This window comes from Microbacterium foliorum, from assembly GCF_006385575.1.
Classification (GTDB): Bacteria; Actinomycetota; Actinomycetes; order Actinomycetales; family Microbacteriaceae; genus Microbacterium; species Microbacterium foliorum_B.
Genome location: NZ_CP041040.1, coordinates 194,704 through 217,149 on the forward strand (window position 1 = coordinate 194,704; position 22,446 = coordinate 217,149).

General features: G+C 63.2%; 27 protein-coding genes. 15 read left to right on the forward strand and 12 right to left on the reverse strand.

Annotated features, from left to right (window positions below):
• Positions 1 to 198 precede the first annotated feature (198 nt).
• Genes FIV50_RS00965 through FIV50_RS00970 form a run of 3 tightly spaced genes read left to right on the forward strand, consistent with a single transcriptional unit; the run spans position 199 to position 1,377 of the window.
• Entirely contained in the window at positions 199 to 669 is a 471-nt protein-coding gene (locus FIV50_RS00965; RefSeq protein WP_140035793.1) for a GNAT family N-acetyltransferase, read from the forward strand.
• 34 nt (positions 670 to 703) lie between these two features.
• Positions 704 to 868, forward strand: a complete 165-nt coding sequence (locus FIV50_RS17565) for a hypothetical protein (protein WP_181164283.1) — start codon at positions 704 to 706, stop codon at positions 866 to 868.
• A complete protein-coding gene (locus FIV50_RS00970) occupies positions 865 to 1,377 on the forward strand; it encodes a GNAT family N-acetyltransferase (RefSeq protein ID WP_181164284.1) in 513 nt (170 codons plus the stop codon). The genes FIV50_RS17565 and FIV50_RS00970 overlap by 4 nt, the downstream gene beginning before the upstream one ends.
• Before the next feature lie 25 nt (positions 1,378 to 1,402).
• Here FIV50_RS00970 and FIV50_RS00975 read toward each other — a convergent pair whose 3' ends face one another.
• The gene (locus FIV50_RS00975; RefSeq protein ID WP_140035795.1) at positions 1,403 to 2,365 is read right to left on the reverse strand and encodes a G5 domain-containing protein; all 963 of its coding nucleotides are present in this window, start codon (positions 2,363 to 2,365) and stop codon (positions 1,403 to 1,405) included.
• Between the two features lie 170 nt (positions 2,366 to 2,535).
• Between FIV50_RS00975 and FIV50_RS00980 the strand changes: the two genes are divergently transcribed.
• Positions 2,536 to 2,808, forward strand: a complete 273-nt coding sequence (locus tag FIV50_RS00980; protein WP_140035796.1) for a hypothetical protein — start codon at positions 2,536 to 2,538, stop codon at positions 2,806 to 2,808.
• 321 nt (positions 2,809 to 3,129) lie between these two features.
• On the opposite strand, the gene FIV50_RS00985 is transcribed toward FIV50_RS00980, so the two are convergent.
• Positions 3,130 to 4,023 carry a hypothetical protein gene (locus tag FIV50_RS00985; RefSeq protein ID WP_140035797.1) on the reverse strand — a complete coding sequence of 298 codons (894 nt, stop codon included), beginning with the start codon at positions 4,021 to 4,023 and terminating at the stop codon, positions 3,130 to 3,132.
• 296 nt (positions 4,024 to 4,319) lie between these two features.
• On the opposite strand from FIV50_RS00985, the gene FIV50_RS00990 reads away from it, so the two are divergent.
• The 6 genes from FIV50_RS00990 to FIV50_RS17985 all read left to right on the forward strand — a co-directional run bounded on the left by FIV50_RS00990 (position 4,320) and on the right by FIV50_RS17985 (position 8,704).
• A complete protein-coding gene (locus FIV50_RS00990; protein WP_140035798.1) occupies positions 4,320 to 4,880 on the forward strand; it encodes a dihydrofolate reductase family protein in 561 nt (186 codons plus the stop codon).
• Positions 4,881 to 5,232: 352 nt separating this feature from the next.
• A complete protein-coding gene (locus tag FIV50_RS00995; RefSeq protein WP_140035799.1) occupies positions 5,233 to 5,604 on the forward strand; it encodes a MoaD/ThiS family protein in 372 nt (123 codons plus the stop codon).
• Positions 5,605 to 5,698: 94 nt separating this feature from the next.
• Positions 5,699 to 6,430, forward strand: coding sequence for a HesA/MoeB/ThiF family protein (locus FIV50_RS01000; protein ID WP_140035800.1), 732 nt, complete (start codon positions 5,699 to 5,701; stop codon positions 6,428 to 6,430).
• Complete coding sequence (locus FIV50_RS01005) at positions 6,427 to 7,638, forward strand: MFS transporter (RefSeq protein ID WP_181164285.1); 1,212 nt, start codon at positions 6,427 to 6,429, stop codon at positions 7,636 to 7,638. Before FIV50_RS01000 ends, FIV50_RS01005 begins: the two co-directional genes overlap by 4 nt.
• Positions 7,631 to 8,296: a methyltransferase domain-containing protein gene (locus FIV50_RS01010; protein WP_140035802.1), complete on the forward strand. Its 666-nt coding sequence runs from the start codon at positions 7,631 to 7,633 to the stop codon at positions 8,294 to 8,296. Before FIV50_RS01005 ends, FIV50_RS01010 begins: the two co-directional genes overlap by 8 nt.
• Before the next feature lie 282 nt (positions 8,297 to 8,578).
• Entirely contained in the window at positions 8,579 to 8,704 is a 126-nt protein-coding gene (locus tag FIV50_RS17985) for a hypothetical protein (protein WP_308810381.1), read from the forward strand.
• Here FIV50_RS17985 and FIV50_RS01020 read toward each other — a convergent pair.
• A complete protein-coding gene (locus FIV50_RS01020; protein WP_140035803.1) occupies positions 8,680 to 9,198 on the reverse strand; it encodes a hypothetical protein in 519 nt (172 codons plus the stop codon). The genes FIV50_RS17985 and FIV50_RS01020 overlap by 25 nt on opposite strands.
• 129 nt (positions 9,199 to 9,327) lie before the next feature.
• Here FIV50_RS01020 and FIV50_RS01025 point away from each other — a divergent pair, with 129 nt between their 5' ends.
• From FIV50_RS01025 to FIV50_RS01040, 4 genes are all read left to right on the forward strand, one after another.
• The gene (locus FIV50_RS01025) at positions 9,328 to 9,897 is read left to right on the forward strand and encodes a TetR/AcrR family transcriptional regulator (protein ID WP_258184358.1); all 570 of its coding nucleotides are present in this window, start codon (positions 9,328 to 9,330) and stop codon (positions 9,895 to 9,897) included.
• A 73-nt stretch (positions 9,898 to 9,970) separates the two neighbouring features.
• Entirely contained in the window at positions 9,971 to 10,432 is a 462-nt protein-coding gene (locus FIV50_RS01030; RefSeq protein WP_140035804.1) for a hypothetical protein, read from the forward strand.
• Between the two features lie 13 nt (positions 10,433 to 10,445).
• Entirely contained in the window at positions 10,446 to 11,255 is an 810-nt protein-coding gene (locus FIV50_RS01035; RefSeq protein ID WP_258184359.1) for a GIY-YIG nuclease family protein, read from the forward strand.
• Between the two features lie 123 nt (positions 11,256 to 11,378).
• The gene (locus tag FIV50_RS01040) at positions 11,379 to 11,789 is read left to right on the forward strand and encodes a DUF1428 domain-containing protein (RefSeq protein WP_140035806.1); all 411 of its coding nucleotides are present in this window, start codon (positions 11,379 to 11,381) and stop codon (positions 11,787 to 11,789) included.
• A gap of 10 nt (positions 11,790 to 11,799) precedes the next feature.
• Here the strand turns inward: FIV50_RS01040 and FIV50_RS01045 are convergent, their stop codons facing one another.
• Positions 11,800 to 12,180 carry a hypothetical protein gene (locus FIV50_RS01045; protein ID WP_140035807.1) on the reverse strand — a complete coding sequence of 127 codons (381 nt, stop codon included), beginning with the start codon at positions 12,178 to 12,180 and terminating at the stop codon, positions 11,800 to 11,802.
• 488 nt (positions 12,181 to 12,668) lie between these two features.
• Between FIV50_RS01045 and FIV50_RS01050 the strand changes: the two genes are divergently transcribed.
• Positions 12,669 to 14,381, forward strand: coding sequence for a P-loop ATPase, Sll1717 family (locus FIV50_RS01050; protein WP_140035808.1), 1,713 nt, complete (start codon positions 12,669 to 12,671; stop codon positions 14,379 to 14,381).
• Between the two features lie 78 nt (positions 14,382 to 14,459).
• Here FIV50_RS01050 and FIV50_RS01055 read toward each other — a convergent pair whose 3' ends face one another.
• The 8 genes from FIV50_RS01055 to FIV50_RS01090 all read right to left on the reverse strand — a co-directional run bounded on the left by FIV50_RS01055 (position 14,460) and on the right by FIV50_RS01090 (position 22,306).
• Positions 14,460 to 15,461: an SDR family NAD(P)-dependent oxidoreductase gene (locus tag FIV50_RS01055; RefSeq protein WP_140035809.1), complete on the reverse strand. Its 1,002-nt coding sequence runs from the start codon at positions 15,459 to 15,461 to the stop codon at positions 14,460 to 14,462.
• A gap of 360 nt (positions 15,462 to 15,821) precedes the next feature.
• Positions 15,822 to 16,112 carry a DUF7701 domain-containing protein gene (locus tag FIV50_RS01060; protein WP_140035810.1) on the reverse strand — a complete coding sequence of 97 codons (291 nt, stop codon included), beginning with the start codon at positions 16,110 to 16,112 and terminating at the stop codon, positions 15,822 to 15,824.
• The gene (locus FIV50_RS01065) at positions 16,109 to 16,552 is read right to left on the reverse strand and encodes a RipA family octameric membrane protein (protein ID WP_140035811.1); all 444 of its coding nucleotides are present in this window, start codon (positions 16,550 to 16,552) and stop codon (positions 16,109 to 16,111) included. Before FIV50_RS01065 ends, FIV50_RS01060 begins: the two co-directional genes overlap by 4 nt.
• A 47-nt stretch (positions 16,553 to 16,599) precedes the next feature.
• Complete coding sequence (locus FIV50_RS01070; protein ID WP_140035812.1) at positions 16,600 to 16,977, reverse strand: hypothetical protein; 378 nt, start codon at positions 16,975 to 16,977, stop codon at positions 16,600 to 16,602.
• A 57-nt stretch (positions 16,978 to 17,034) separates the two neighbouring features.
• Complete coding sequence (locus FIV50_RS17825; RefSeq protein ID WP_258184360.1) at positions 17,035 to 17,373, reverse strand: helix-turn-helix transcriptional regulator; 339 nt, start codon at positions 17,371 to 17,373, stop codon at positions 17,035 to 17,037.
• Complete coding sequence (locus tag FIV50_RS01080; protein ID WP_140035813.1) at positions 17,291 to 18,328, reverse strand: Eco57I restriction-modification methylase domain-containing protein; 1,038 nt, start codon at positions 18,326 to 18,328, stop codon at positions 17,291 to 17,293. The genes FIV50_RS17825 and FIV50_RS01080 overlap by 83 nt, the downstream gene beginning before the upstream one ends.
• A 2-nt stretch (positions 18,329 to 18,330) precedes the next feature.
• Positions 18,331 to 21,615 carry a DEAD/DEAH box helicase gene (locus FIV50_RS01085; RefSeq protein ID WP_140035814.1) on the reverse strand — a complete coding sequence of 1,095 codons (3,285 nt, stop codon included), beginning with the start codon at positions 21,613 to 21,615 and terminating at the stop codon, positions 18,331 to 18,333.
• Complete coding sequence (locus FIV50_RS01090; protein WP_140035815.1) at positions 21,608 to 22,306, reverse strand: methylase; 699 nt, start codon at positions 22,304 to 22,306, stop codon at positions 21,608 to 21,610. The genes FIV50_RS01085 and FIV50_RS01090 overlap by 8 nt, the downstream gene beginning before the upstream one ends.
• Positions 22,307 to 22,446: the final 140 nt, after the last annotated feature.

A 22,446-nucleotide genomic window follows, 5' to 3' on the forward strand; every position in this document is an offset into this window, starting at 1 on the left:
CCGAGTTCTCCCGGTTCGCCGAGTGAGGTCCGCGGAGGTCCGCGTTCACAACTCAGCAAGAATCGGGGTCGTGCGTGGGCTCGGCCCCGGAATCCCGCGGGACCGATGCGTCGGCCGACTCGTTCGTCCTGAGTTGTGAACCGGCCGACCCGGCGCCGCCAGCCAGAGACGAAGCCCCGACCCGAGAAAGGCATCCACATGACCACCGTCACGCGTCGAGCCACCCCGCACGACGCCGACCGCCTCGCCGAGATGCTGCACGCCTTCAACACGGAGTTCGACACCGAGACCCCGGGGGTCGAGGTGCTCGCCGAGCGATTGCGCACGCTGCTGGCCGGAGCCTCGACCTTCGCGGTCATCGCCGACGACCCTGCCGCGGGAGTCGCGCTCGTGACCCTGCGCCCGAACGTGTGGTCTGGCGGACCGGTCGCGCTGCTCGACGAGATGTACGTCTCGCCGGAACAGCGCGGCACGGGCGTCGGGAGCGCGATCCTGCAGCAGATGGTCGAGATCTGCAGGGAACTCGGCGTCGCAGCGATCGAGATCAACGTCGACGAGTCGGATGCCGGCGCGATGCGCTTCTACGAACGGCACGGGTTCAGCGGCGCCGACCCCGACACCGGCGAGCGGGCGTTCTACTTCTATCGGTCGCTGGAGGCGGGCGGCTAGCTGCTCCGCACACGCGGCCGGTTAGTCTGACGCCATGGATCCCTTCCTCACCATCGTCCTCTTCTACGTCGCCGGGTTTTTGATCGGCATCCTGATCCTGTGGCTCGTGATCTACACGGCTGTTCGATCTGCGCTGACGTCGCACCGCCAGGCCCTGGCAGAAGAGGCTCGACCGGCGCGGCCCTACGTCGGGCGGTGAATGTGGGCACGGTTTTCACGCTCTCGGGCGCGGAAGCCGCCGGGCTCGACCCTGAAATCCTCGACGTCTGGAGAGCCGCCTTCGGCGACGCCGAGGATGCCGAAGAGTGGCGATCATCCGTCTGGGATCGGCATCGATCGCGGGCGGGGTTCCGCCTGGTCACGGCGCGTGACGGCGAGCGGATGCTGGGCTTCGCGTGGGGACACACCGGCGAGCGGGGTCAGTACTGGTCTGACTTCATCTCGCGCGAGGTCGGTCGGGGTGTCGACGACTGGATCGGCGGTCATTTCGAGTTCGTCGAGCTCGCGGTGATGCCCGATGCGCGAGGCCGCGGAATCGGGCGTCGATTGCACGACGCGCTCCTCGCCGATCTGCCGCATGAGCGGGCACTGCTGTCGACGTCGGCCCGCTCAGATGATCCGGCCGTTCGTCTCTACTCGTCACGCGGATGGGTCACCCTCGCGACCTATGGAGAGGATCGGCAGGTCATGGGGCGGGTTCTCGCCTAGACCAGGCGCGCATCGACTCGAGAGATCAGTCGCAGGCGATCCCGTCACCGTCGCGGTCGAGGTCATAGATGTCCGAGCCGACGATCTGCACCGGGCCCTGCACATACGCAGGTCCGTTCCCGCTGCCTCCCGCGCAGTCGACGTCGCTGGAGATCGGCACGCACGCTCCGGTGTAGTTCGGATCGCATCCGCCGCCGCCCTGCTGCACGAGCGGAACCGGCGCAGGTGCGGGAGCCGGCGCGGGAGCGGCGACGGGGGCCGGCGCTTTGCTCCCGATCGCGGTCACCTCGGCGACCGGCGGCACGGAGACCGCCTCGCTGACGACCTCGCGAGACACTTCCACGCCATCGACCAGGGTGACCCGATACGTGATCACCTTCACGCCGTTCACGCCCGCGGCGACGAGCGCTGTGGCGCCTTGATCGAGCTGAGGGTCGTCGACGGTGGTCGCCTCGAACGCAACGGGCACTTCTTCGGTCGCCGTCTCGAACGTGGTCGGCGTGGGGGTCGGGCTGGGCGCCGGAGTCGATGTCGTCACCGCTGCGAAGTTCTGCGGCTCGGATGCCGTCGGTGTGCCTCCGCTGTTCGCGCTCGCGATGCCGCCGCCTGTGACCAGCAGTGCGGCGAGGCCCAGGGCGACCACGCCCGACATCCTCGACCGGAGCCCGAGCGCGGGGAGAGGGCGAGCGACCATCACATAGAGGGCGACGCCGACCATGACCGTGGCAACCAACAGGATGGCGATCGGCGACAGCCGGGCGAGCACTCCTCCGACCACGAGTGCGCCGATGATGATCCCGGCGTTTCGCCAACCCGCCCGTCGCTTCGTGGCAACGGATGCTGCGGGTGGGGCAGGCGGAGCCATCTGAGTCGTCACGGCCGCAGCTGGCGACGGTGATGTGGCATCCGTCCAGCGATGGCCGTCCCACCAGCGCAGCTGATTCGGATTCTCCGGATCTGGATGCCAGGAGGCAGGCGGCAATGACATGAGAGTTCCCCTCGACAGTGAGGCGACGAATCGCCAGCGCCCCCAGAGCGCTGTGACCTGTATATCGGTATGTGGACGCGGCGTACAAGTAACGATTCAGTCCTGATCGCTTCGACCGGCGACGCACCATGGCCGCGATGAGCGTCCGCGCTCGCCGCTATGCTGCTCCGATGACCAGCCAAGAGCAGGAGCCCGCATCGTCGTTGATCCATCAACCCCCGGAGCTGCAGCGACGACGGGTGTTCGCGATCACCATGCTCGCGCTGTGGGTGGCCGCACTCGGGCTCTCGATCTTCGGTCTCGTGATGGGGAATCCCAACTGGCTGACCCTCATTCTCGGCACGGGATTCACGGTCTACTCGCTGGTGTTGCTACGCCGCGTTCGGAAAGACGTGCAGGCTTTCGAGACGGAACACGGGGTCGACGCCGCCATCCAGCGCTGAGGTCGCCCCGAGCGGATCGACGGCGCCCCGATTCCACCTGAGCGAGCCGCGGCGCAAGATACTGCACTGTCCTCATATGTATGCTTTGCTACTTCGTGCGGTCGCGATGGCAGGCAAAGACGCCGACACGTCTCTCGACTGCTCGAGCGGGCCTCGGGCACCCGAACCATCCCGGGGTCCGCTCGACAACCTCGGGGACGCGAGTGCCGACGAACGGGCGCGCGATCGCGCGCCCGAGAACTCCCGAGGCACGTGCGCGCCGGGAGGGATGCTGGTCAACCGCATCTGATCCAGCCTGAACAGACGCCAGCCGCGGCGGCCTTAGGCAACTGCCCCGCTTCGAAAGCCCCCTACGGCCGCAGCAAGTCGATCTCTGAGCGATGGCTGTTTGATGGCCGAGCGTGTTGCCTGAATGAGACGGACGGCCCGCGCGTGACTCTTGGCAATCGATCGTGCCGCACTTCGCGATCCCGCCCCTTGGATCGTCCAGTCGAGTGATACCCGTCGCTTGTTCCCTCTTCGCCACAGAGTCGAGGCCGTAGAGACGACGAGGGCAGTCATCAGCCCGATACCAGTCGCGAAGCCGCGCGACGTCCACGTCGGGATAACGATGAAGAAGAACAGCAGCGACACCGCGACCCCTACCAACCATCCGAGGATCCGAGTCAATCGATCGGACGCAGCCCGCACGGTCGATACCGCGAACAGGCAGGCGGACGTTTGCAAGGTCGTGAGCGTCGCGTACATGGTGACCGCGAAGCGCGGGTCGAGAGTGGTCGTTGAATCCACCTGGTCCGCCGAGGCGACGAACGCGGCCATCGCGACTCCTGCCCCGGCAGCGACCACGACGTTTGCGATCAGGACAATCCATACGGGCCTGCGCGATCGAACGCGCAGGGTTCTCGAAAGCGCACGCATGGTGACTCGCGTGCGTTCGGCTTTCGCGAGAGCTAGCTCGCGTTCGAAGACGATGAATCCTCCAAGCTGGACAGCAAGGAACAATGTCGCGCCGAGGACCGGGACGATCACGAAGAGAGTTCCAGCAATCCCGGGCTTCGCGATGCAGGCGATCACGATCAGCAGAAGCGCCGGAACAAGCGAGCTCACCATTGCTTCTGCGATCATGCCCAGAGTCCGCTGAGTCTTCGCCGCGTCGACGGTTGCGGCCAGCTGCCCGCCGATGACGATGGCATAGAAGGCCAGAAGGATTGGCACGAATACCCCGAACGCCCAGCCGATGTGACCCAGGACTGCCTCCCCTGCCGCACTAGCCAGGCTCCAAACCACGGTTCCATCTAGCCCAGGCAGCGTCGCTATCAAAGAAGCGAGGACTACCATACGAGGCTTAGCGCGGCAATTTCTGCGAGCGATTCTCGAGTCGGCCGGGAAGCTTGAGTGTCGGAGATAGCGTGTCTGCCAGTCATGGAGACAAACCTATGGATGAGAACTGCAGCGTGCGGGAGGACACCGATACTCTGGGTTCACCGCCTGCATCGAAGGAGATCGGCGAGATGAGACCCCTGCGCTACTCGATCAACGTCACGCTCGACGGCTGCGTCCATCATGAGGCGGGGGTCGCTCCCGATGGGGAGCTGATGCAGTTCTGGACCACCGAGATGCAGCGGGCGGATGCCGTGCTCTATGGCCGAACGACCTACGAGATGATGCAGTCGGCCTGGCGTCGCCCGGCATCCGGTGTGTGGCCCGACTGGATGGATGAGTGGGAGGTCCCGTTCGCGGAAGCTCTCGACAGTATGCCGAAGTTCGTCGTGTCGCGCACGATGGATGCCGTCGATTGGAACGCCGAGCTGGTGAGGGGCGACCTGGCCCAGACGGTTCAGCAGCTCAAGCAGCCGCCTGGCGAAGGACTGTCCGTCGGTGGCGTGACTCTTCCCCTTGCGCTCACCGAGCTGGGGCTGATCGACGAGTACACGTTTGTCGTGCACCCGATCATCGCCGGCCACGGGCCGCGGCTGCTCGACGGGTTGAGCGAGCGCACCCGGCTCGAGCTCATCAACCGCCGCGAGTTCGCGTCGGGAGCGGTGGCGACGGCGTATCGGCCGGTGACCTGACGATGGTGCGGCGGTCACTCGTAGCGGCGGTGCCGTCTGTGCCTCGAGACGCGTTGCACTTCTAGCCCGCGATATCAGACGTCGATCGGGCGCGCGACGGACGATCGCGAGCCCACTTGCTGGAGTTATTGCGTCGGTTCGATTGACGCGCCGATCGACCGTGCCAGCGCACGCGAGCCCGTTGAGCGAGGCCGGCGGAGCGGCCCGAGTCGAGACGCCGCACCCTCGTTTCGTCTCAGTCGACTTCGTCGTCTTGCTCAACGACCGGTCCCCAATGAGCTCCATTCTCGCAACCCAAGCCCGACACCGGCATATCAGTTTGTGTCCCCATATGTATGCTTTTATATCTCAAATGGACGATTTCGATGGTGAAGAAGACGTATTTGACGCCATTCGAACACCGGCGCCGCATCAGTGCCGGTGCGCCCGTCCATCCGACGAAAGGAACATCACTATGCAGATCGAATTGCGCGGTGTCGCCGAAGCGTGCCTCGACCGCAGCACGCTCGAGATCGAACGATCGATGCCGCTTTCTGTGGAAGACATCTTCCGCGAGCTCGGCGACCTGGACGAGCGGATCGAACGGGCGTTCATCGACGCGGAGACCCAGCAGGTGCGCAGCTATGCGCGCATTCTCGTCGACGGCAAGGTCGCTCGTCTCGAGGATCAGGTCGACGACGACTCGCGCGTCATGGTGTGCGTCGTCGCTCCGTGTGACGGCTGATCAGACGTCTCCCTCGGTGCGGTGGTCGAGCTCACTGCTCGGCCACCGCCCTCGTCCAGCCCGCCGCCGCACCTCTCAGCGCGAAAGAAAGAGCATGGAGTTTCAGGACACGAGATACAACCGACAGCTGTTGATGCCGCAGATCGGGGAGGCCGGCCAGCGGCGCCTCTCTGAGGCCAGCGTGGTCACCGTGGGAGCCGGCGGCGTGAAGTCTCCTCTGCTTTACTACCTCGCCGCGGCAGGTGTCGGACGCATTCACATCATCGACTTCGATGACATCGAACTCAGCAACCTCAACCGCCAGATCCTTTACCGGACACACGACATCGGCAGGCTGAAGGCAGAGACGGCAGCCGAGGAACTGCGAGAGCTGAACCCGTCCATCGACATCTCGTACTCCACCGACAGAGTCACGCCGGAGAACATCGACGAGATCCTCGGCGGCTATTCCGTCATTCTGGAAGGCGGGGATGGACCCGAGCAGCGCCTCCTGTGCAATGCGTTCGCCCTGCGCACGCGCACCCCCATGGTTCACGTCAGTGCCCAGTACGGATACGGGTACGTGTTCACGATGGTGAACGAAGAAGACCCCTGTCTCCAGTGTGTGTACCCCGATCTGCCCGAGAGTCGCAGAGGACCGGTTCCCGTATGGGGCATATCCACGGGTCTCTCCGGAGTCCTGGGTGCCAATGAGGTGCTCAAGACCATCCTCGACAAGGGCGATCTCGCTCGTGGATATCTCCTGTCGTTCTCGAACTTCCAGAACGACTTCATTCGAATCCCCATCGAGAAGCGGGACGAGTGCGCGGCATGCGGCCGCAGATGAGCGACACCGCGAGTGCGGTTCGACGCGCCGCTCTCTTCGGCTCCGCCATGGATGCGGTGGGAACAGGCGCATTCGTCAGCGCGGCGGCGATCTTCTTCGCGACCCAGAGCGGTGTCAGCCCCGTGACCGTGGGAATCGGGCTTACCATCTCGGCGGTGAGCGGCGCGGCGGCTTCGGTTCCCGTGGCCCACATCGCCGATCGTCTCGGACCGCTGCGCGTGTTCACCCTCTCCTATGCGCTGCGTGCCATCGGCATGCTCGGGTGGCTCTTCGTCGGTGGTGACGTCGCCTTCCTCGTCTACTCGGCAGTCTTCGGCGCCGTAGACCGCTCGGCGGCGTCGCTCACCCGCAGCATCATCGCTGCTCCCCTCCCGGAGGACGAGGCCGTGCGCCTCTTCGGTCGCATGGCCCTCCCCACCAACCTCGGCTACGGACTCGGCGCCGGCCTCGCCGGGCTCGTGATGTTCTTCGACTGGCCGCTCACCGTCGTCCTGATCGTCAATTCGGCATCATTCGTCGCGGTCATCATCATCTACCGGTCAGCTCTGCACGGCCGAGATGTCTCAGATGCGCGCGTGCGGCCCTCCGCATTGACGTCGTGGACCTCATTCACGACCGCTTTCGGATCGCCACAGCGACTCAACATCACCTGGGAGAACTTCGTGTTCTCGTTCCACCGAACACTCCTCAATGTGTACCTGCCCCTCTTGGTGGTCACTCATTGGGAAGATTTCGCCTGGATCGTCCCCGCCGCATTCGTCGTCAACGCCGCGGTCGTCGCATTCACCCAAGAGAAGGTGAACATCTGGGCGACTGCCGGCGCTCACCATGCCATCGCCTGGGCCGCTTCCGGGATCATCCTCGGAGTATCCGTCCTGCTGCTGTCGACGACGGTGCCCACCTCGGAGAACACGAGGGGAGTGATCGCGCTGGTGGTGCTCATCCTGCTGCAGATCCTCGCCGAGATCCTGCACTCCGCTGCCCTCGCGGTCTACATGGTCAAGCTCAGCAGGCGTGACGCGCGGACCACCGACATGAGCGCGATGAACCTCGGCGGACAACTGCAGAACGTCGTCGGGCCCTCCGTCTTCGGCGCCATTGTGAGTCCGCACGCATGGGTTCTCGGCGTCGCCGTCGGCGGCTGCATCATCATCACCGGACTGCGTGCATCCGCAGTCGGCCGCCGAAGGTGGTTCGCCGATGACTGACTCCGACGCCGGAGAGCGTTGGGATTGGGAGTACAGCATCCGCAACAGCGGTCGGAGGGACCCTCTACCCATCGTCGACGCCGTGATCGAGATCGCTCAGCCCGAGCAGCGTCTCCTCTACATCGGGATCGGCGACGGGCGGAACTTCCTCCCCCTCATCGACGCCGGTCTCGACATCGTCGGATGCGAGATCTCGAGGGTCGGCATCGATCGGCTTCTGGAAGAACGGCCGGACGTTGCGAACCGCGCTTTCTTCGGGAGCTTTGACGACGTCTTCGGCGGGGCTGACTTCTTCGACGGGGTCGTGGTCTCGCGCGTCCTTGTCGACAGCGACCTCAGCGTCACCGAGGCTCGGCTGCGAAGCGCTCGACGACTGCTGCGCCCCGGGGGCTTCATCGCTGCCCAGTGGACTGCCGCCGGCACCGATCCCTGGCCCGGATGGACCCGAGCCGACCTCGACGAGAAGGCGAACCTGCACCTCACATACGAAGACGACGGGGTGCGCAAGGTCTACCTCTCGTTCAGAGGATGCGTGGAACTTCTCGAGGGTGCAGACTGTGCGGTCGAGAGTGGCCTCACGGCCGTCGACCTACCGCGCGTCGCGGCGCCCGGAGGAATCGTTCGAGACTGGATCACCATCGCCAGCCCCACGGGGTGAGGGGCCACCCAGAGCCCGCGTCGAAGGAGATCGGCGAGATGAGACCACTGCGCTACTCAATCAACGTCACGCTCGACGGCTGCGTCCATCACGAGGCGGGGGTCGCTCCCGATGAGGAGCTGATGAGCTTCTGGACTGCCGAGATGGAGCGGGTGGATGCCGTGATCTACGGCCGAACGACCTTCGAGATGATGCAGGAGGCCTGGCGTCGCCCGGCATCCGGCGCGTGGCCCGACTGGGATGGGAGAGTAAGAGATCCCGTTCGCAGAGGCCATCGACCGCATGCCGAAGCACGGGCCGCGGCTGCTCGACGGGTTGAGCGAGCGCACCCGGCTCGAGCTCATCAACCGCCGCGAGTTCGCGTCGGGAGCGGTGGCGAACACCTATCGGTCGGTGCGCTCGGCTTGATCACGGCGATACCTGTCTGCTCCCCGCCGCGTCACCAACGCGGTGAAGCCGGCGTAGGCGCCGAAGATCGCCACATGTCCCAGCACGAGGATCCACAGGCCGGCGCCGGCCTGATAGACGAAGCTCAGGTAGATCAGCAGGAGGATGCTGCCCAAGGATCCACCGATGCCTGCTCCGATGGCCATACTTCGGTCGACCTTCGATGCGTCGAAGTAGCTCGGCGCCGTGAACCTTTCAACGAACGCGCCGAGTGCCGCGGTCAGACCCGAGACGATGCCCGTGATGACCGTCGGAATCATGATGAGCGGGATGAGCCAACCGATGGAGGCTTGCGAATCGGGCAGGTGACGGATCATCATCACCGCCTGCACTGCCGCCATCACCACGGTGAAGAGCACGAAGCCGAAGACGGTGAGGGCGAGGGTCGGGACGCGCGTCTTCGAGACGCGTCCGCCTGGGGGAGCAGCGCGCCGTTCGTGAAGATCATCCCCCATGCCGCGACTCTATTGTCGGCACGGTCCAGGGGCGCGGAGTCCTGCTCCGACCTGTCACAGGTGTCCGTGAGTGCAACCGCTGGACGCCCTGCGGTGAACGCCCCCCGGAGTCGTCGGTAGCCTGTTCTAGTGCCCCGTCCCCGAAGTGAAGCCGCGCGCCAATCCGTGCTCGAGGCGATGCGCGCTGCCGTCGTCGCTGGCACCTACGAAGCGGTGACGATCGAGGGACTCGCCGAGACCGCAGCAGTCTCCAAGCAGACGATCTACCGTTGGTGGCCGTCGAAGGCGGCGATCCTCGGCGAGGCGCTGCTCGAGGGAGACCTGCCAGGAGCGGACCCCGCAGTCGCGATGAGCGACGACATCCGGGCCGACCTGCACGCGTGGTTCTCGGCGATGTCGGCCGGGCTCGCGAAGCCCGAGGGTGTCGCACTCGCCCGGGCGCTGATCGCGGTGACCGCCACCGACCACGAACTCGGCCTGGCGCTCAACGAGCGTCTCGCGGCACCGATTCGCTCGTGGGTCGCCGAACGGATCGCGCGCGGGCAGTCGGCAGGCGAGATCCGGGCCGACGTGGATGCCGACGCGATCGCCGACCAGCTCGTCGCCATGGCGTCGTACGCGGCGCTCATCGGTCAGCCCTTGAGCGCAGAGCGCGTTGACGAGACGGTGACGCGACTGCTGCGAGGGATCGCGCGGTAGGCAGTGCGTGCCGCTCGTTGCGAAGCGGTAACGGCGGCAGTTTGTGGCAGGCTCGGCCGATACGTTTAGGCCGATGAAAACTCCACTCCGCCTCGCGACGGCTGTCGCTGCTGTCTTCCTTCTCGCCTCCTGCAGCGCTCCCGCTGCTGACACGACCGACGCGACGTCGGCTCCGACCGAACAGGTCGAAGAAGTAGAGGAGGCACCTGAGCCCGTCGATCTCACCGGCGTGTGGAAGCAGACGAACTCCGGAGCAGAAGACAGCTTTCAGTCGGCCACGATCGCCGGGCAGACTATCGAAGTCTTCTGGAACAGTCCCGACATGCAGGCGATTTACTGGGCCGGAACGGTCGAGGTCCCGACCGACGGGTCGACGTCATTCACCTGGGATTCCGCGAACGACAAGACCAAGACGGACAACGCCCTCATGGCGTCGAGCGATGACACGAAAACCTTCACCTATGCCGACGGTGAGCTTTCGTATGAGCTCACAGCTCTCGGCACGACGATGACGGTTCGCCTCGCGAAGCAGTGATCGGCTTTCTCTGATGCTCTCGCTGGACTGGATTCTCCGAAGCGCCGACGTCAGGCCCGACGAGGCCATGGTGATTCGCCATGCCTACGTGCGTGAACATGAGGACAGCGGGCTCCAGGGCATCCATGCCGACTCGACCGACGACGAGATCCTTTACTACACGAGCCGGCAGAGTGCGACGCAACGAGTCTTTCCCGTCACACCCCCGCGGTATTGGATCGTCTTCATCCGTGAAGACGGAGGCCGTGCTCGGTTCTGGGCTGTTGTCGAAAACCACGGTGAGGCTTGGAACGACGGCAGGCAGCGCGCTTTCACCCTGACGGTGTCGGAGCAGATGGCCGACCTGCGGAACAGGCTCGTCATCGGCTGGAAGTCTCCCCGCGCCTGGTGGATCAACGGGGGAACGGCCGCTCCGTACCCGGTGCTGGAGATCGCAGATGCCAAGCCGATTCCGTTCCCCGGGTTCGATGGCCTGGTTCTCGACTACCCCCAGCTTCAGGCGGTCATGCGTGACCACCGATACGCGTCGTGGCGCACAGCACTGGCTTCGGTGAAGGGGATATATCTGATCACCGATACGCGCGATGGTCGTCACTACGTCGGCAAAGCCGATGGGGCTGAGAGCATCCGTCAGCGTTGGGCGGTCTACGCCACGAACGGACACGGTGGGAATGTCGAGCTGCGGAATCTCGATCCTTCGACCTTCCGATACTCGGTTCTCCGCGTATTCGATCCGGCGACGCCCGAGCGCGACGTCAACGAGGCTGAGGATCACTACAAGCGTGCGCTTGACTCGCGACGCTGGGGATTGAACCGAAACTGAGCGCGGAGCCGATCGACGAGACGGTCGCTCGGCTGCTGCGGCAACCGCGCGGTAGGCAGTTCGGGCGAAGTCGACGGCGGATAACCTTGCCATGAGTACTCGACGTCGACGACGGGAGCTGAAATGGTCATCGCTGACATCACCGTCGTTCCGGTGCCGACGGAACGCAAGGCCGCATACCTCGACTTCTCGAAGCGGATGGCGGAGGTCTACCGCGATCACGGTGCCATCAGCGTCGTGGACTACTGGCAGTCGAGCGATTCAGCCGACCCGGCTGACTTTCACGCAGACGGGGCGTCGTACGAATCGGGCGAGCTCAAGAGCATCGCCGAACTCGTAGGAACGAACGCTGGGGAGTCGGTCGTGGTCACGGTGACGACCTGGCCGTCGCGCGAGGTTCGTGATCGCGGGACCGCTGCCGTCACGAGCGATCCTCGCGTGCTCGAGACGCTCGATGAAGACCCCGTCTTCGATGGAAGTCGCGTGATCGGCGACAGCTTCGAGATCGCGATGAGCGTTCAGCAGGAAGAGTGACGGGCTCCGGTTACGGGGTGCAGTAGGCGAGCATCGCGTCGGTCGCTGTGCGCATCTCCGTCGTCGCGGCGTCCAGGCCCGTGATGTCACCCGCGATGGCCTTCTCGCCTTCGGCGGCGAATGCGTCGATGCTCGTCGTCCACGAGTCGCGGAGTGTGACGAACTCCTCGGGACCGTCGACACCGCGGATGTTCTCGGCGACGTTTCTGACCTCGTCGAGCGCAGCCTGTGCGGCCTCGGGGGTCGGCGAGCTGACGCTGCCGATCACGCCGGTCACCTGCGCGGCCTGAGCTGCGACCTGTCCGCAGGCCGCGATGGTCGAGGCCTGCGAGCATCCGGACAGCAGCAGGATGCCGACGGCGAGCGTTGCGAGCGCGGGGAGCTTCTTCATGCGAGCCACTGTAGGCGGGGGAGATGTGAGGTCTACGATCCTTGCTGTTCGCCGTCCCGGATGAGGCAGAGAGAAGGCCCCTGCACAGCATCGCGCGCGGTGGCGCGACGCCGTGGTTGGTCTCACACGAGCGACCGCCCACTATTGCGAGGACAACCGCGACCGCACGCCAGCACCTGAACTGCCGATCGTCACTTGTCGTTTTGCTGCAGCCTGGGACGAAGCGAGATGGAAAGAGTCGCGGTACACCTCGCGTCCCACCGCATCGGGATCCGGTCGCGCGCCTGCACCACGGTCTAGAGACTCTGTGCGGCGATGTGTCCTACGTCTACTTGGTGGGTAGTCCTCCGGGTCCAGAAGGGATGCCCCAGGCTCGCGACATACGAGCAGGCGCAGAGCACTTCGTCCGGCGGCGGCGTAAACAGGTATGCGCCTCTGCTGTCTGTTCTTGCGGCATCATGTGATGAACCACGTTCGAAGGGGAACACATGGCGACCAAGACTGCACGAATCAAGGCCGGCTTCACACTGGGAGGCGAGCAGGCAGAGGCAGACCCGCTCGCCGGTGAAGCGTTCGTAGAATCGGGACTGTATGAGGTGATCGCCGATCGCCGCGACCCTCGGTGTTTTCTGATCGGCCGAACCGGGTCCGGCAAGTCCGCGGCGCTTCAGCACCTCGAAGACACTGAGCCGGACCATGTGATTCGGATCACGCCTGAAGACTTATCCCTGCCTTACATCACTGATCTTCAGGTGATTCGGTACATGGACTCGCTCGACGTGAAGCTTGATCTCTTCTGGATCGCGCTGTGGAAGCACGTACTTCTCGTCGAAATCATCCGCCACCGATACGGTGTCACCTCGCCCGAGACAAAGCAGCGATTTCTCGTGGGACTGAAGGAACGACTGGTTAGGCAGCCCGGGAAGCAAGCCGCACTCGACTATCTTGACGAGTTTGAAGGAAAGTTCTGGTGTGACGCCGATGAGAGAGTTCGTGAGATAACCGACAGGTTCACGGAACGGTTGGGCGTCGATGGGAGCGTCTCCGCTTCAGTGGCGTCCTTCGGTGTGAAGGGCGCCGTCTCTTCTGCCACCGAACAGACAACTGAATCCAAGTCGGAGATGGCCGACCGCTACCAGCGCATTGTTAACGAAACGCAGTTGTCAAAACTGAATCAGATGCTCACGGTCCTCAACGACGAGATTCTGGATGAAGCGAACTTTACGTATGTTGTGATAGACGATCTCGACAGAGACTGGGTGGATGAACGACTGTCGAATGACCTCATTCGTTGTCTATTCCGAACGGTGCTCGACATGCAACGCGTCGCGAACTTGAAGATCGTCGTCGCCCTGCGATCCAACATTTTTCAAGAGCTGGATTTTGCTGCTAGCGGTGGGCAAGAAGAGAAGTTCCGAGCTCTGGTGCTTGAGATGAGGTGGACTAAGCCATTGCTCGAGGAAGTTCTTGATGAACGCGTCAAGCTTGCGGCTGAATCGTCGAATCTCACTGCCAAGTCATTTCGTGACCTCACGCCCCATTCCAATAACACGCGCGGGAATCCCATCCAGTACATCCTGCAGCGCACTTTGCTTCGGCCCCGCGACGCGATCGCCTTCGCCAACCAGTGCTTCGCTGTAGCAGCGGGGAAGCACCGGCTGAGTTGGGAAGACATCCAAGCGGCTGAGCGGCAGTACTCCGCCAATCGGTTGCTCGCACTCCGCGACGAATGGAAGCAAACTTACCCAGGAATCGACCAAGTTGTCGTCAAGTTTCGCGGCGCACCGGCACGAATGACCAGAGACGAGTTTCAGGATCGCCTCGATGAGTGCATGCTGCTTATGACTGCTCCAGAGTTCACGGGTGTGAGGTGGATGACGGATCTGTCACGCGCAATGTGGGAATCTAGCGCTGGCGAAGCTTCCTGGAATGAGCTTTACCAACCGCTGCTGGCGTTACTTTACCGAATTGGACTTGTGGGTTGTGCGCTTACAGGAAGCGCCGCACCGCTGTTCTTCGCCGACGACGCTCTTCTCGTGGAGTCTGAGTCAACCGTGGACCGTTGCGAGTGGTTTCACGTGCACAGGATGTTCCATAAAGCGCTCGACGTTGTTCGTACGGGCGAGCGGAGGGAGCAACAGGCGTCATCTGCGCCGAGCCAGAGTGCCAAAGCCGAAGATGTTTCGCAATCAGTGAGTTGAGCCCGCAAGGATGACAGTTTATTGAAATGAGGAGGGCCCCTCCCGTTCGGGTCGGGAGGGGCGTGGTCATCGGGCTGCTTACTGCACCGACCATCCACCATCGGATGCCAGCACCGCACCGTTGATGTTCACGGCGTCGTCCGACAGCAGGAACGTGATCGATGCGGCGAGGTGCTCGGCGGTCGCGACCGTCGGGATCGCCTGCTGGAACGGGGCCAGGCGGCCGGAGCCGTACTCCGACATGTTCGGGGGCATCGGGATGCCGGTGGCGACGCCGCCCGGAGCGACGGAGTTCACGCGGATGCCCTTCGGTCCGTACATGAAGGCCGCGGACTTCGTGACGCCGACGATGCCGTGCTTGCTGGCCGTGTAGGCGTTGCCCGACGCGTTGCCGCGCAGACCCGCTTCGCTCGAGACGTTGAGGATTGAGCCGCGGCCGGCCTTCTCCATGATCGGGAGCACCGCGCGCATGAGCTTGAACGGGGCGGTGAGGTTGATGGCGATGACGCGGTCCCAGACGGCATCCGTCGTCTCGCCTGCGGGGGAGAAGTCGTCGTTGATGCCGGCGACGTTCGCGAGGGCGTCGATGCGGTCGCCCGCGGCGGCGATGACGGCGTCGATCGCGTCCTGCTTGGTGAGGTCTCCGGCGACGGTGGTGATGTCGGCATCCGGCAGCTCGGCCTTCAGCGCGTCGAGCTTGTCGGCGGCGATGTCGGAAGCGATGACGCGTCCGCCTTCGCGGGCGATGCGGGATGCGGTGGCCTTGCCGATTCCGGACGCCGCACCCGTGACGATCACGGTCTTGCCGGCAAAACGTCCGGTGGTGGGCTTCTCGATCCAGCCCTCCGACTCGTCGGCCTCGGGGATCTCGCCGCCGTTGGCTGCGCGCACGAGGTCGTCGACGACGGACTGCGGCAGCTGTCCCTGGCTCATCGCGACGAGCTGCTGCAGCGGCAGTCCGAGCACGGGGGTGAGGAGCTCGGGGTCAGCGTCCGTCTGCTCGAAGAGCGCGCGGATGAGCGGCCCGCCGGTCGGGTCGTTCAGCCAGTCGCCGATGGTGGAGTGCGCGGTGAGGGCCATGAGGGTGCTCCTTGGGCTTAGGTTTCGCAACGGTGCGTCTACTTATGAAACAGTGTAAACCCGAACGCGATCGTGTGCTCACAGCGAGGGCAGCCCGTCCATTGGCGGGTACTCTGATGTCCCCGCACCGGCTTCTGGCGGACCGACGCGTGGCGAGCTTTGGGGTGTCCGATCTCGAAGACGCCTCAGCATCCGCCGCCACCGGCGGCGACATTCTCGATGATTTACGTGCGGGGCGCTCACCGGGACGGACCTCGGGTCAAACGCCATCAGTATCAGGCTAACCTCGAGCCGCAGTTCGCCCACTTAGCCTTGACGCGTTGGCGCCCGCGCTCGCTGGGACACCCATGTCTGGTGCGACTAGTCGTGCGACTCTGCGGCTGCCCGACGGATGGCGATCAGAAAAGGTTCGTCCTTTGGGCGCGTCGTTTCATCCAGTTCGGAGTAGGGCTCGATCGACTCGTGTCTTGGGTTGATACCGAGCATCCACGCCGACCAAGCGTCGTGGACATCCTCTGCTTGCACATTGATGCCCTTCGCGCGCATGAGTACGGCGCAGGTCAAGAAAAGTCGCTCGGCTCCATCCTGCACGGAGCTGTCCTCGGGGAGCGCAGAACGTATGCGCGCGGCATCGGCGGCCAGATAGTTCACCGTGGCAACAGCCTCCCAGCCAAGAGCGTCACGTACAACAGCCCGAACACTATCGGCACGATCCGCTCGACGTTGCCAAGTTGACGGAGGCCGGCCTTCACCTTCACGAGACGCACCTCTGGCGCATCACCCTCGCTGAGCACGGCCCACTCCTCAAGGAACGGTTTCACCGGCAGGTGGTCCGCCTCGATCTGGTTGATCACCGCGAACTTCGCCTCGCTTAGCTTCCGGTAGTTGCGCAGGAGAAACCACCAACATGCAGCGACTGCGATGCCGGCCACGCAGACCGAGATCGGCAACAGGGCCGGCACGTCGGTCTCGCTGCGCAAACCCACTACAGCGACAAGCATCGTGTTCACCGCCAAGAAGGAAGCATTTGCGAGCGCACGCCGCGCGGACATGCGGTCCGCCATCTCGACCGCCAACTTGTAGATCTCCATCACCCGAGGGTCGGGCGACGGAGCTAGAGTCTGCCGACGCCTCAAGATCAACGTGGGCCGCCCACGAGGGCTTTCAGGTTGTCCCAGGTCCATGTGAAGAGCTTGTCGCTAGCGGTTGCGGTGCTCGGCTTCGCGCTGCCAGTCTTGTAGCCCGCGAGCAGGAAGTAGGGCACGCCCTCTTCCTCTGCGATGCGCAATTCCTCGGCTACGCCAACCGGGTGTGTGTTCTGTCCGCATAGGACGATGACCAGCCCCGCGGCCTTGACGCGACGTCGGGCCTCGGCCCTCCAGTTTGGCCACGCGGTTTTAATGGGCCAGTCCGCGATCTCGAACGGCGTTTCAGGGTTCTTTGCCTGACCGACGAGCAGGTCCTTCAGACGTGCCTTGTTGTCGTAGTTAAGACTAATGAATGCGCGCTTAGCCAAGAGAGGCTCCCTAGAAAGCTACGTGTGCCGAGATGAATCTCGACAAATGAGATCGTGTCACGAACCACCGACATCGAGATCGTTCCTTGATGCAGGCAATGCGACCGCCAGTCCTAGCACCGCGGCCACCTTCGCTAAAGGCGCCGTCGATACGTCGTCGCCGCGCTCAATTCGCGCGACCGTGGGTCGAGAGGCGTCCGCACGCTTGGCAAGCTCGCGTTGGATCCAGGGGCACGCGATGCGCGAATCGCGATTTTGACCGCAATCTCCGGCATCGTCGCGCCGGACGTCTGATCGCGGTTCTCGGTCGTCGTCACACCATGGGCTTGACGTGTGACTCGATGAAGGCGATTTCGTTGGGGTCGAGCTTGTGCCTCGCGTAAAGCTGTTGGTCAATCTCGGGGATCGATCTCGACCAGTCGATCTCCGACCCGGTCGTGAAGTCTTGAGCCGGCACATACTCCCAGACGCGCGCAAGATTGTCCTGCGTGACTTTCAACACGCCAAGCAAGGTGCGCGCGAACTTGGACTTCACGTACTTGAGGCACGCCTCCGCCTGGGCCTGAGTATCGAAGGCGCCGATGGTGATGAACGTGCCTGTCACTGCCGTCGCGGGCTCCAACGCGATCGGGGGAGCAAGCGTCTCGCCGAATGCTCCAGACCCGTTTGCCTTTGGCAGCGCGACTTTGTGCTTGAAAAGCGCAACGGGGCCCGTGATGTAGTCGCTACGGATCCAGCGATACGAGCGCTTCCTGCCATCGAGCCCAAGAACGCGCATGTATTCGGCGCCATCAGTGGGCCTCTCTTCAAAGAAGACCGCAGCGAGACGCTCGAACGCTCGCGAGTCCAACTTGAACTGATTCCCGCCCGACATCAGCGCTCGCAGTTGAGGATGCTCGTTGTGCATGGTTTGCGTGTAGCGGTAGACGCGATCATTTGAGATTCCGAGAGACACCAGCGACGAGCTGTGCTGTTCAGTGAGCTTGTGGATGATCGAGTTCAGCTCGGGGTACTTGGTGAAGATTCCGATCGGCTCGCCGGTACGCGTGGTGTCGCGATACGTGACCACGACACCACCCTTGATGTCAGTTCCGGGAAAGAGGGAAGCACTGTCGGGCACGTAATGGGGAACCGTGAGATGCGGATCTTCTAGCATCTTTGCATTCCAGGCCTTCGGCGTGTACCCGGCGTTGAACAGGAACCGGGCGGGAGTGATAAGTACCGCCTTCTCGCCTACTTCGTAGGCCGCCTCCATGAAGCGGTGGTAGATAGGCATCTGGTTGGTTGCGTCGCCCTGAGCTTCCTCTTGGTAGGGAGGGTTGCCGATGACGACGTCGAACTTCTTGCTCATGATCAGTTTCCTTCCGTCAACATCTCGTCGACGATCTGCTCGCGCTCCTGGGCACTCATCCTGGTGATGTCACCGAACCTGAAGTGTCCGGATTCCTGAAGCCATTCGCGACGCTCTGACACGCCGCCCGAGACCGACTCGATCGTGATCTTGTGCAGCAGCTCGTTGTGGCTCATCTCGAAGATCTGCTTCGTGAGAATGTGGCGCAGGCGTTCTTCGCGGTCGGGGATTTTGTCCGCAAGACCCGCATCGAGGCGTCGCACTAGCTCCATCAGGAACAGGCCGGCGGTCGAGAAGAGGTCAGCGAATGTCTTCGACTCGTCCGAGAAGATGCCAGGGTTATCCGACTCCAGCGCATCGACCATCGTCTCGACAACCACGCGGGGGGTGAAGACCAGCGACGTCTTCTGGTGCGGGATATACGCGAAGATGTCCTCAGTCTGCGACTCGTCGAAGTAATCAGCGAGCGCCTCTTTCTTGTCGAGGAACTCCTGCACGGCCTTGTCGAAGACTGCCTCATCGAACATCCCCGGGATCGAAACAACAGTGCCATCCTCCTCGGTGACGTCCTGCCCATCGCGCAACACGCGGAAGTCAGCCTCAGTGATGCCGGTGATCTCCTCGAAGACGTGGTCAGGTGTGTAGTCATCGAAGTTCGCCAGACGAAGATCTCGGTCCCCGTACGCCATGAGGAACATCGGGATCGTGCGTGAGAACCCGCGCAGGTGCGAGCGCGCGTCATCCATCGTCTGGTTCGCGCGCTTCTGTTCCTTCTTCGTCTCTTCACGGCTCACGACGTCGTGAGTGATCGCGTCGGTGCGCGCATTCACCAGCGCGAGGATGTCGGCGTTGAACGACTCATCGTGCGCAACCTTGTCCTGCACGATGGCCGCAGCGTCCGCTTCAGTGGCGGCATCCTCCAACGCATCCTCGAATCGCTTCTCAGCGATGCTTCGCTCCGTGAGAACGCGCTCGACGTCAGCCATCACACGGGCCTCGGTCTGCTTCTCATCCCGCTCGACCTGCTTGGCTGAGAGTCCGTACTCCTGGGCGAGCTTGTCACGAATCTCGCGGACCTTATCGTTCACCAGCTTCGCGACCTGTCGAGCGGTGGCCAGCGGCGACCCCTCGCGATCAACCGGCGCGATGTCCTCGATGCGCCAGACGGGCTTGCCGAGCTCCGCAACCTTGGGATTGATGACGGTCTCGACGTCGACCTGGACGTTGCCGTCCGGGTCAAAGGAAGGGGCCGGCTCCGGGAGGCCGATAGTGCCACCCGACTTCGTCTTGCCCTGCTTCGCCTCCGGCAGCTTCTCCAGGATTTCCTTGACGTGCTCCGAGTACCGGAAGATTCCCGCCACGTTGGCGAACAGAAGGTTCGAGAGGAATCCACGGCGAACGACTTCACGAGCTTTGTAGACCTGCGGGAAGGTCAATACCTGTGCGGCATCGAGCTCAACCATTCGGCCCTCGGAATCTTCACCGATGACGGGGAAGAAGTTCAGGAGCTCACGAATGTTCTCCTGTCGTACGCTCTGGTCGCCCGACGGGGTCGAGCTGAGGTTGTTGGCGAACGCGTCGAAGATCGTGAGCGTGCGCTCGGGAGCGAAGTCGAAGATGTACGCATTCTTCTTCTGGAACACCGTGCCGGCGCGCTCGAACGTGCACGGGTTCTGCGCACGGAACGCCGCCTGCATGTAGAGCGCCGGCGACGAGAGATTCGACAGCATGATGACTGCAGTCCATTCGGGTACAGTGACGCCCGTCGTGAGCTGCCCAACCGACAGTGTGATCGTCCTGCCGCCGACGTTCTCGGCTGCGTCGATCGCGCCGCGCACGGTGTCCAACGACTTCCCGACAACAGCCAGATCGGCATCGTCGTTGCGCCCATCACCAGCAGCGAGGACGACCTCGTAGTCCTTAAACACGGGATGGTTCTTCAGGAGACGCCGGAGCGCCTTCGCAGAGGCCACCCGGTTCAGCAGCCAGAACGAGTGACGGATTTCATCGCGCAGCTCGGGAGTCGAGAACGGGTACTTCTCGTTCGTCGCGAGACAATCGAGGAACTTTATGACCTCCGCCTCGTGCTCGAAGAAGCCGCTGTCCTTCGTGCTGAAGAACTCGTTCAGATCGAACGTGTAGTCGATGTTCGCGCCATCCTCGTCGCTGGCAACACCGACGGCAAGTTGATCCGTGATCATCCGCGAGATCTGGTATGTGAGCATGTTGAGGCGTGGGAGAGCGCCGTACGGATTCTCTACGGCATCGTCGTCCCAGTTCTCGCGAGCCATCTGCTCGTCCTCATACGTCCAGTTGAAGATCTGCTCGTTACCGAACCGCCCAGAGCTCAACGCTTTGAACGGGGTGCCAGAAAGGTGCAGCGTCCACGCGCGAGTGATCTGGTCGAACGCGACATCGGTCTTTGTCGTATCGACACCCTCATGGGCCTCGTCGATGACCAACAGGTCCCACTCAAAGTCAGCGATGTGCCGAAGCTTCCTGTGAACCCCGCCAAAGTACTGCGAGCCCTTGAGGTCCTGGAGGGAGACGAATTCGACGATCCTAGGGTCTTCGCTCGCGTCATCTGCAAGGTGCTTCACCCACTGATCGCGCGTCATCGCAGAGCGTGAGGCGAGCGACGGCGACTCAGACACGAACTTATACGTCGTCTGGTGCCCGATGAAGCGGGAGAAGTCGTCGAACCACGAGTTGGCGATCGCGGGCCGGTTTGTGACGATGAGCACCTTCCTTGCGCCGATCTTCCGCATCAGATCATAGGTCGTGAGCGTCTTTCCGAACCGCGGCTTGGCGTTCCACAGGACTTCATTGCCGCCCTCGTTGAACACCGAGAGCGCTTGCTCGACCGCAGCGCGCTGTTCGGGGCGCAACTCATAGTCGTCCTCGCCCACCATCTGGAAGTCAGAGAAATCCTGGCCTGCGAACGAGTTGAAGTAGTCGAGAGAAGACTTCGACGCGCCCCTGAACTTGTGCCATTCGGTGCGCTCGGGCTTGAGCTCGCGCTCCACGCCGACCTGACGCAGATACGCGTGGAAGTCGCCATCGCGGAATGCGCCGCCCGCTTCCGAGGTGAAGAGGGCGCGACGCGACCAGTTCTGCACCTTGGCCACGGACAGCTGCGAAGCCTGCTGGTTGATGCGCGTGGCGGCACTGTCCTGCTCCGTGTAGCCGATCTTCTCCCAGCCGTCGTATTTCGGGATGTCAGGCGTCGACCACGAGTAGATTAACGGGGTGATTTCTCGGTAGGTCTTGATGTCCGGGCTAGTCATCGGCTCTCACTTCCTTGTGAACTTGGTCGATTCGGCACTGCTGGTAGGTCGCGTAGACCGTGAAGTCGAAAGCGCCGACACCTGCTCCACGAAGCGAGGCAAGAGTGAACGGATCGCGCTGCACGAGGCCGGGCACGTTGAGTACCCGGTGCCACCATGAGAACTCAATCGGCTCGCCGTTGGCATCGAGGCCTGTGAGCGTGTCTCCCAGCGCAACGTTCGCACCGATGAGGTACACCGCTGAGCGGTACATGTTCGTGCGGGAGCTGCAGACCACGCCATGGGCTGCATGGAACGCAGCGAACTCAGCGAGCAGTCCAGCGCGTGCCGCGATCAGATTGTCTTCCAGCAGCTCAACACCGTAGATCGACGCGAGCGCGAAGAGCGACTCGGTCGGCCAGAACTCCGGCTGATAGCGCTTCTCGATGGCGTGAAGCTTGCGCCGCAGAATCGCGATCAAGAAGTTGCCGTCTCCAGCGCTCGGCTCAAAGAAGGTCTTGTCGACGAACCCCGGCCCGGTCTCCAGCTCAGCACACACCAGATCGAGCATCTGCTCCACCATGCGGCGAGGAGTAAATACCTCGCCGTGAGCTTTCACTCGTTCGCGTGACTTGATGAGCTCTTCGCTCAGTTCATCACGCGAGGCCACGGTAAAAGCTTGACCGTCTGGCCTGAGGGGTGCGGCGGTCATGACTCTCTTCTGGGGTGCAGTGGTGTTGCTTGTATAAACAACTTACGTGATTGCTCTGGTCCGGCGGCGAAGTCGGGACCTCGTGTCACCTGTACTTCGTTCCGTTTGTGTTCGCGGATGGGGAGGAAAGCTCGATACGC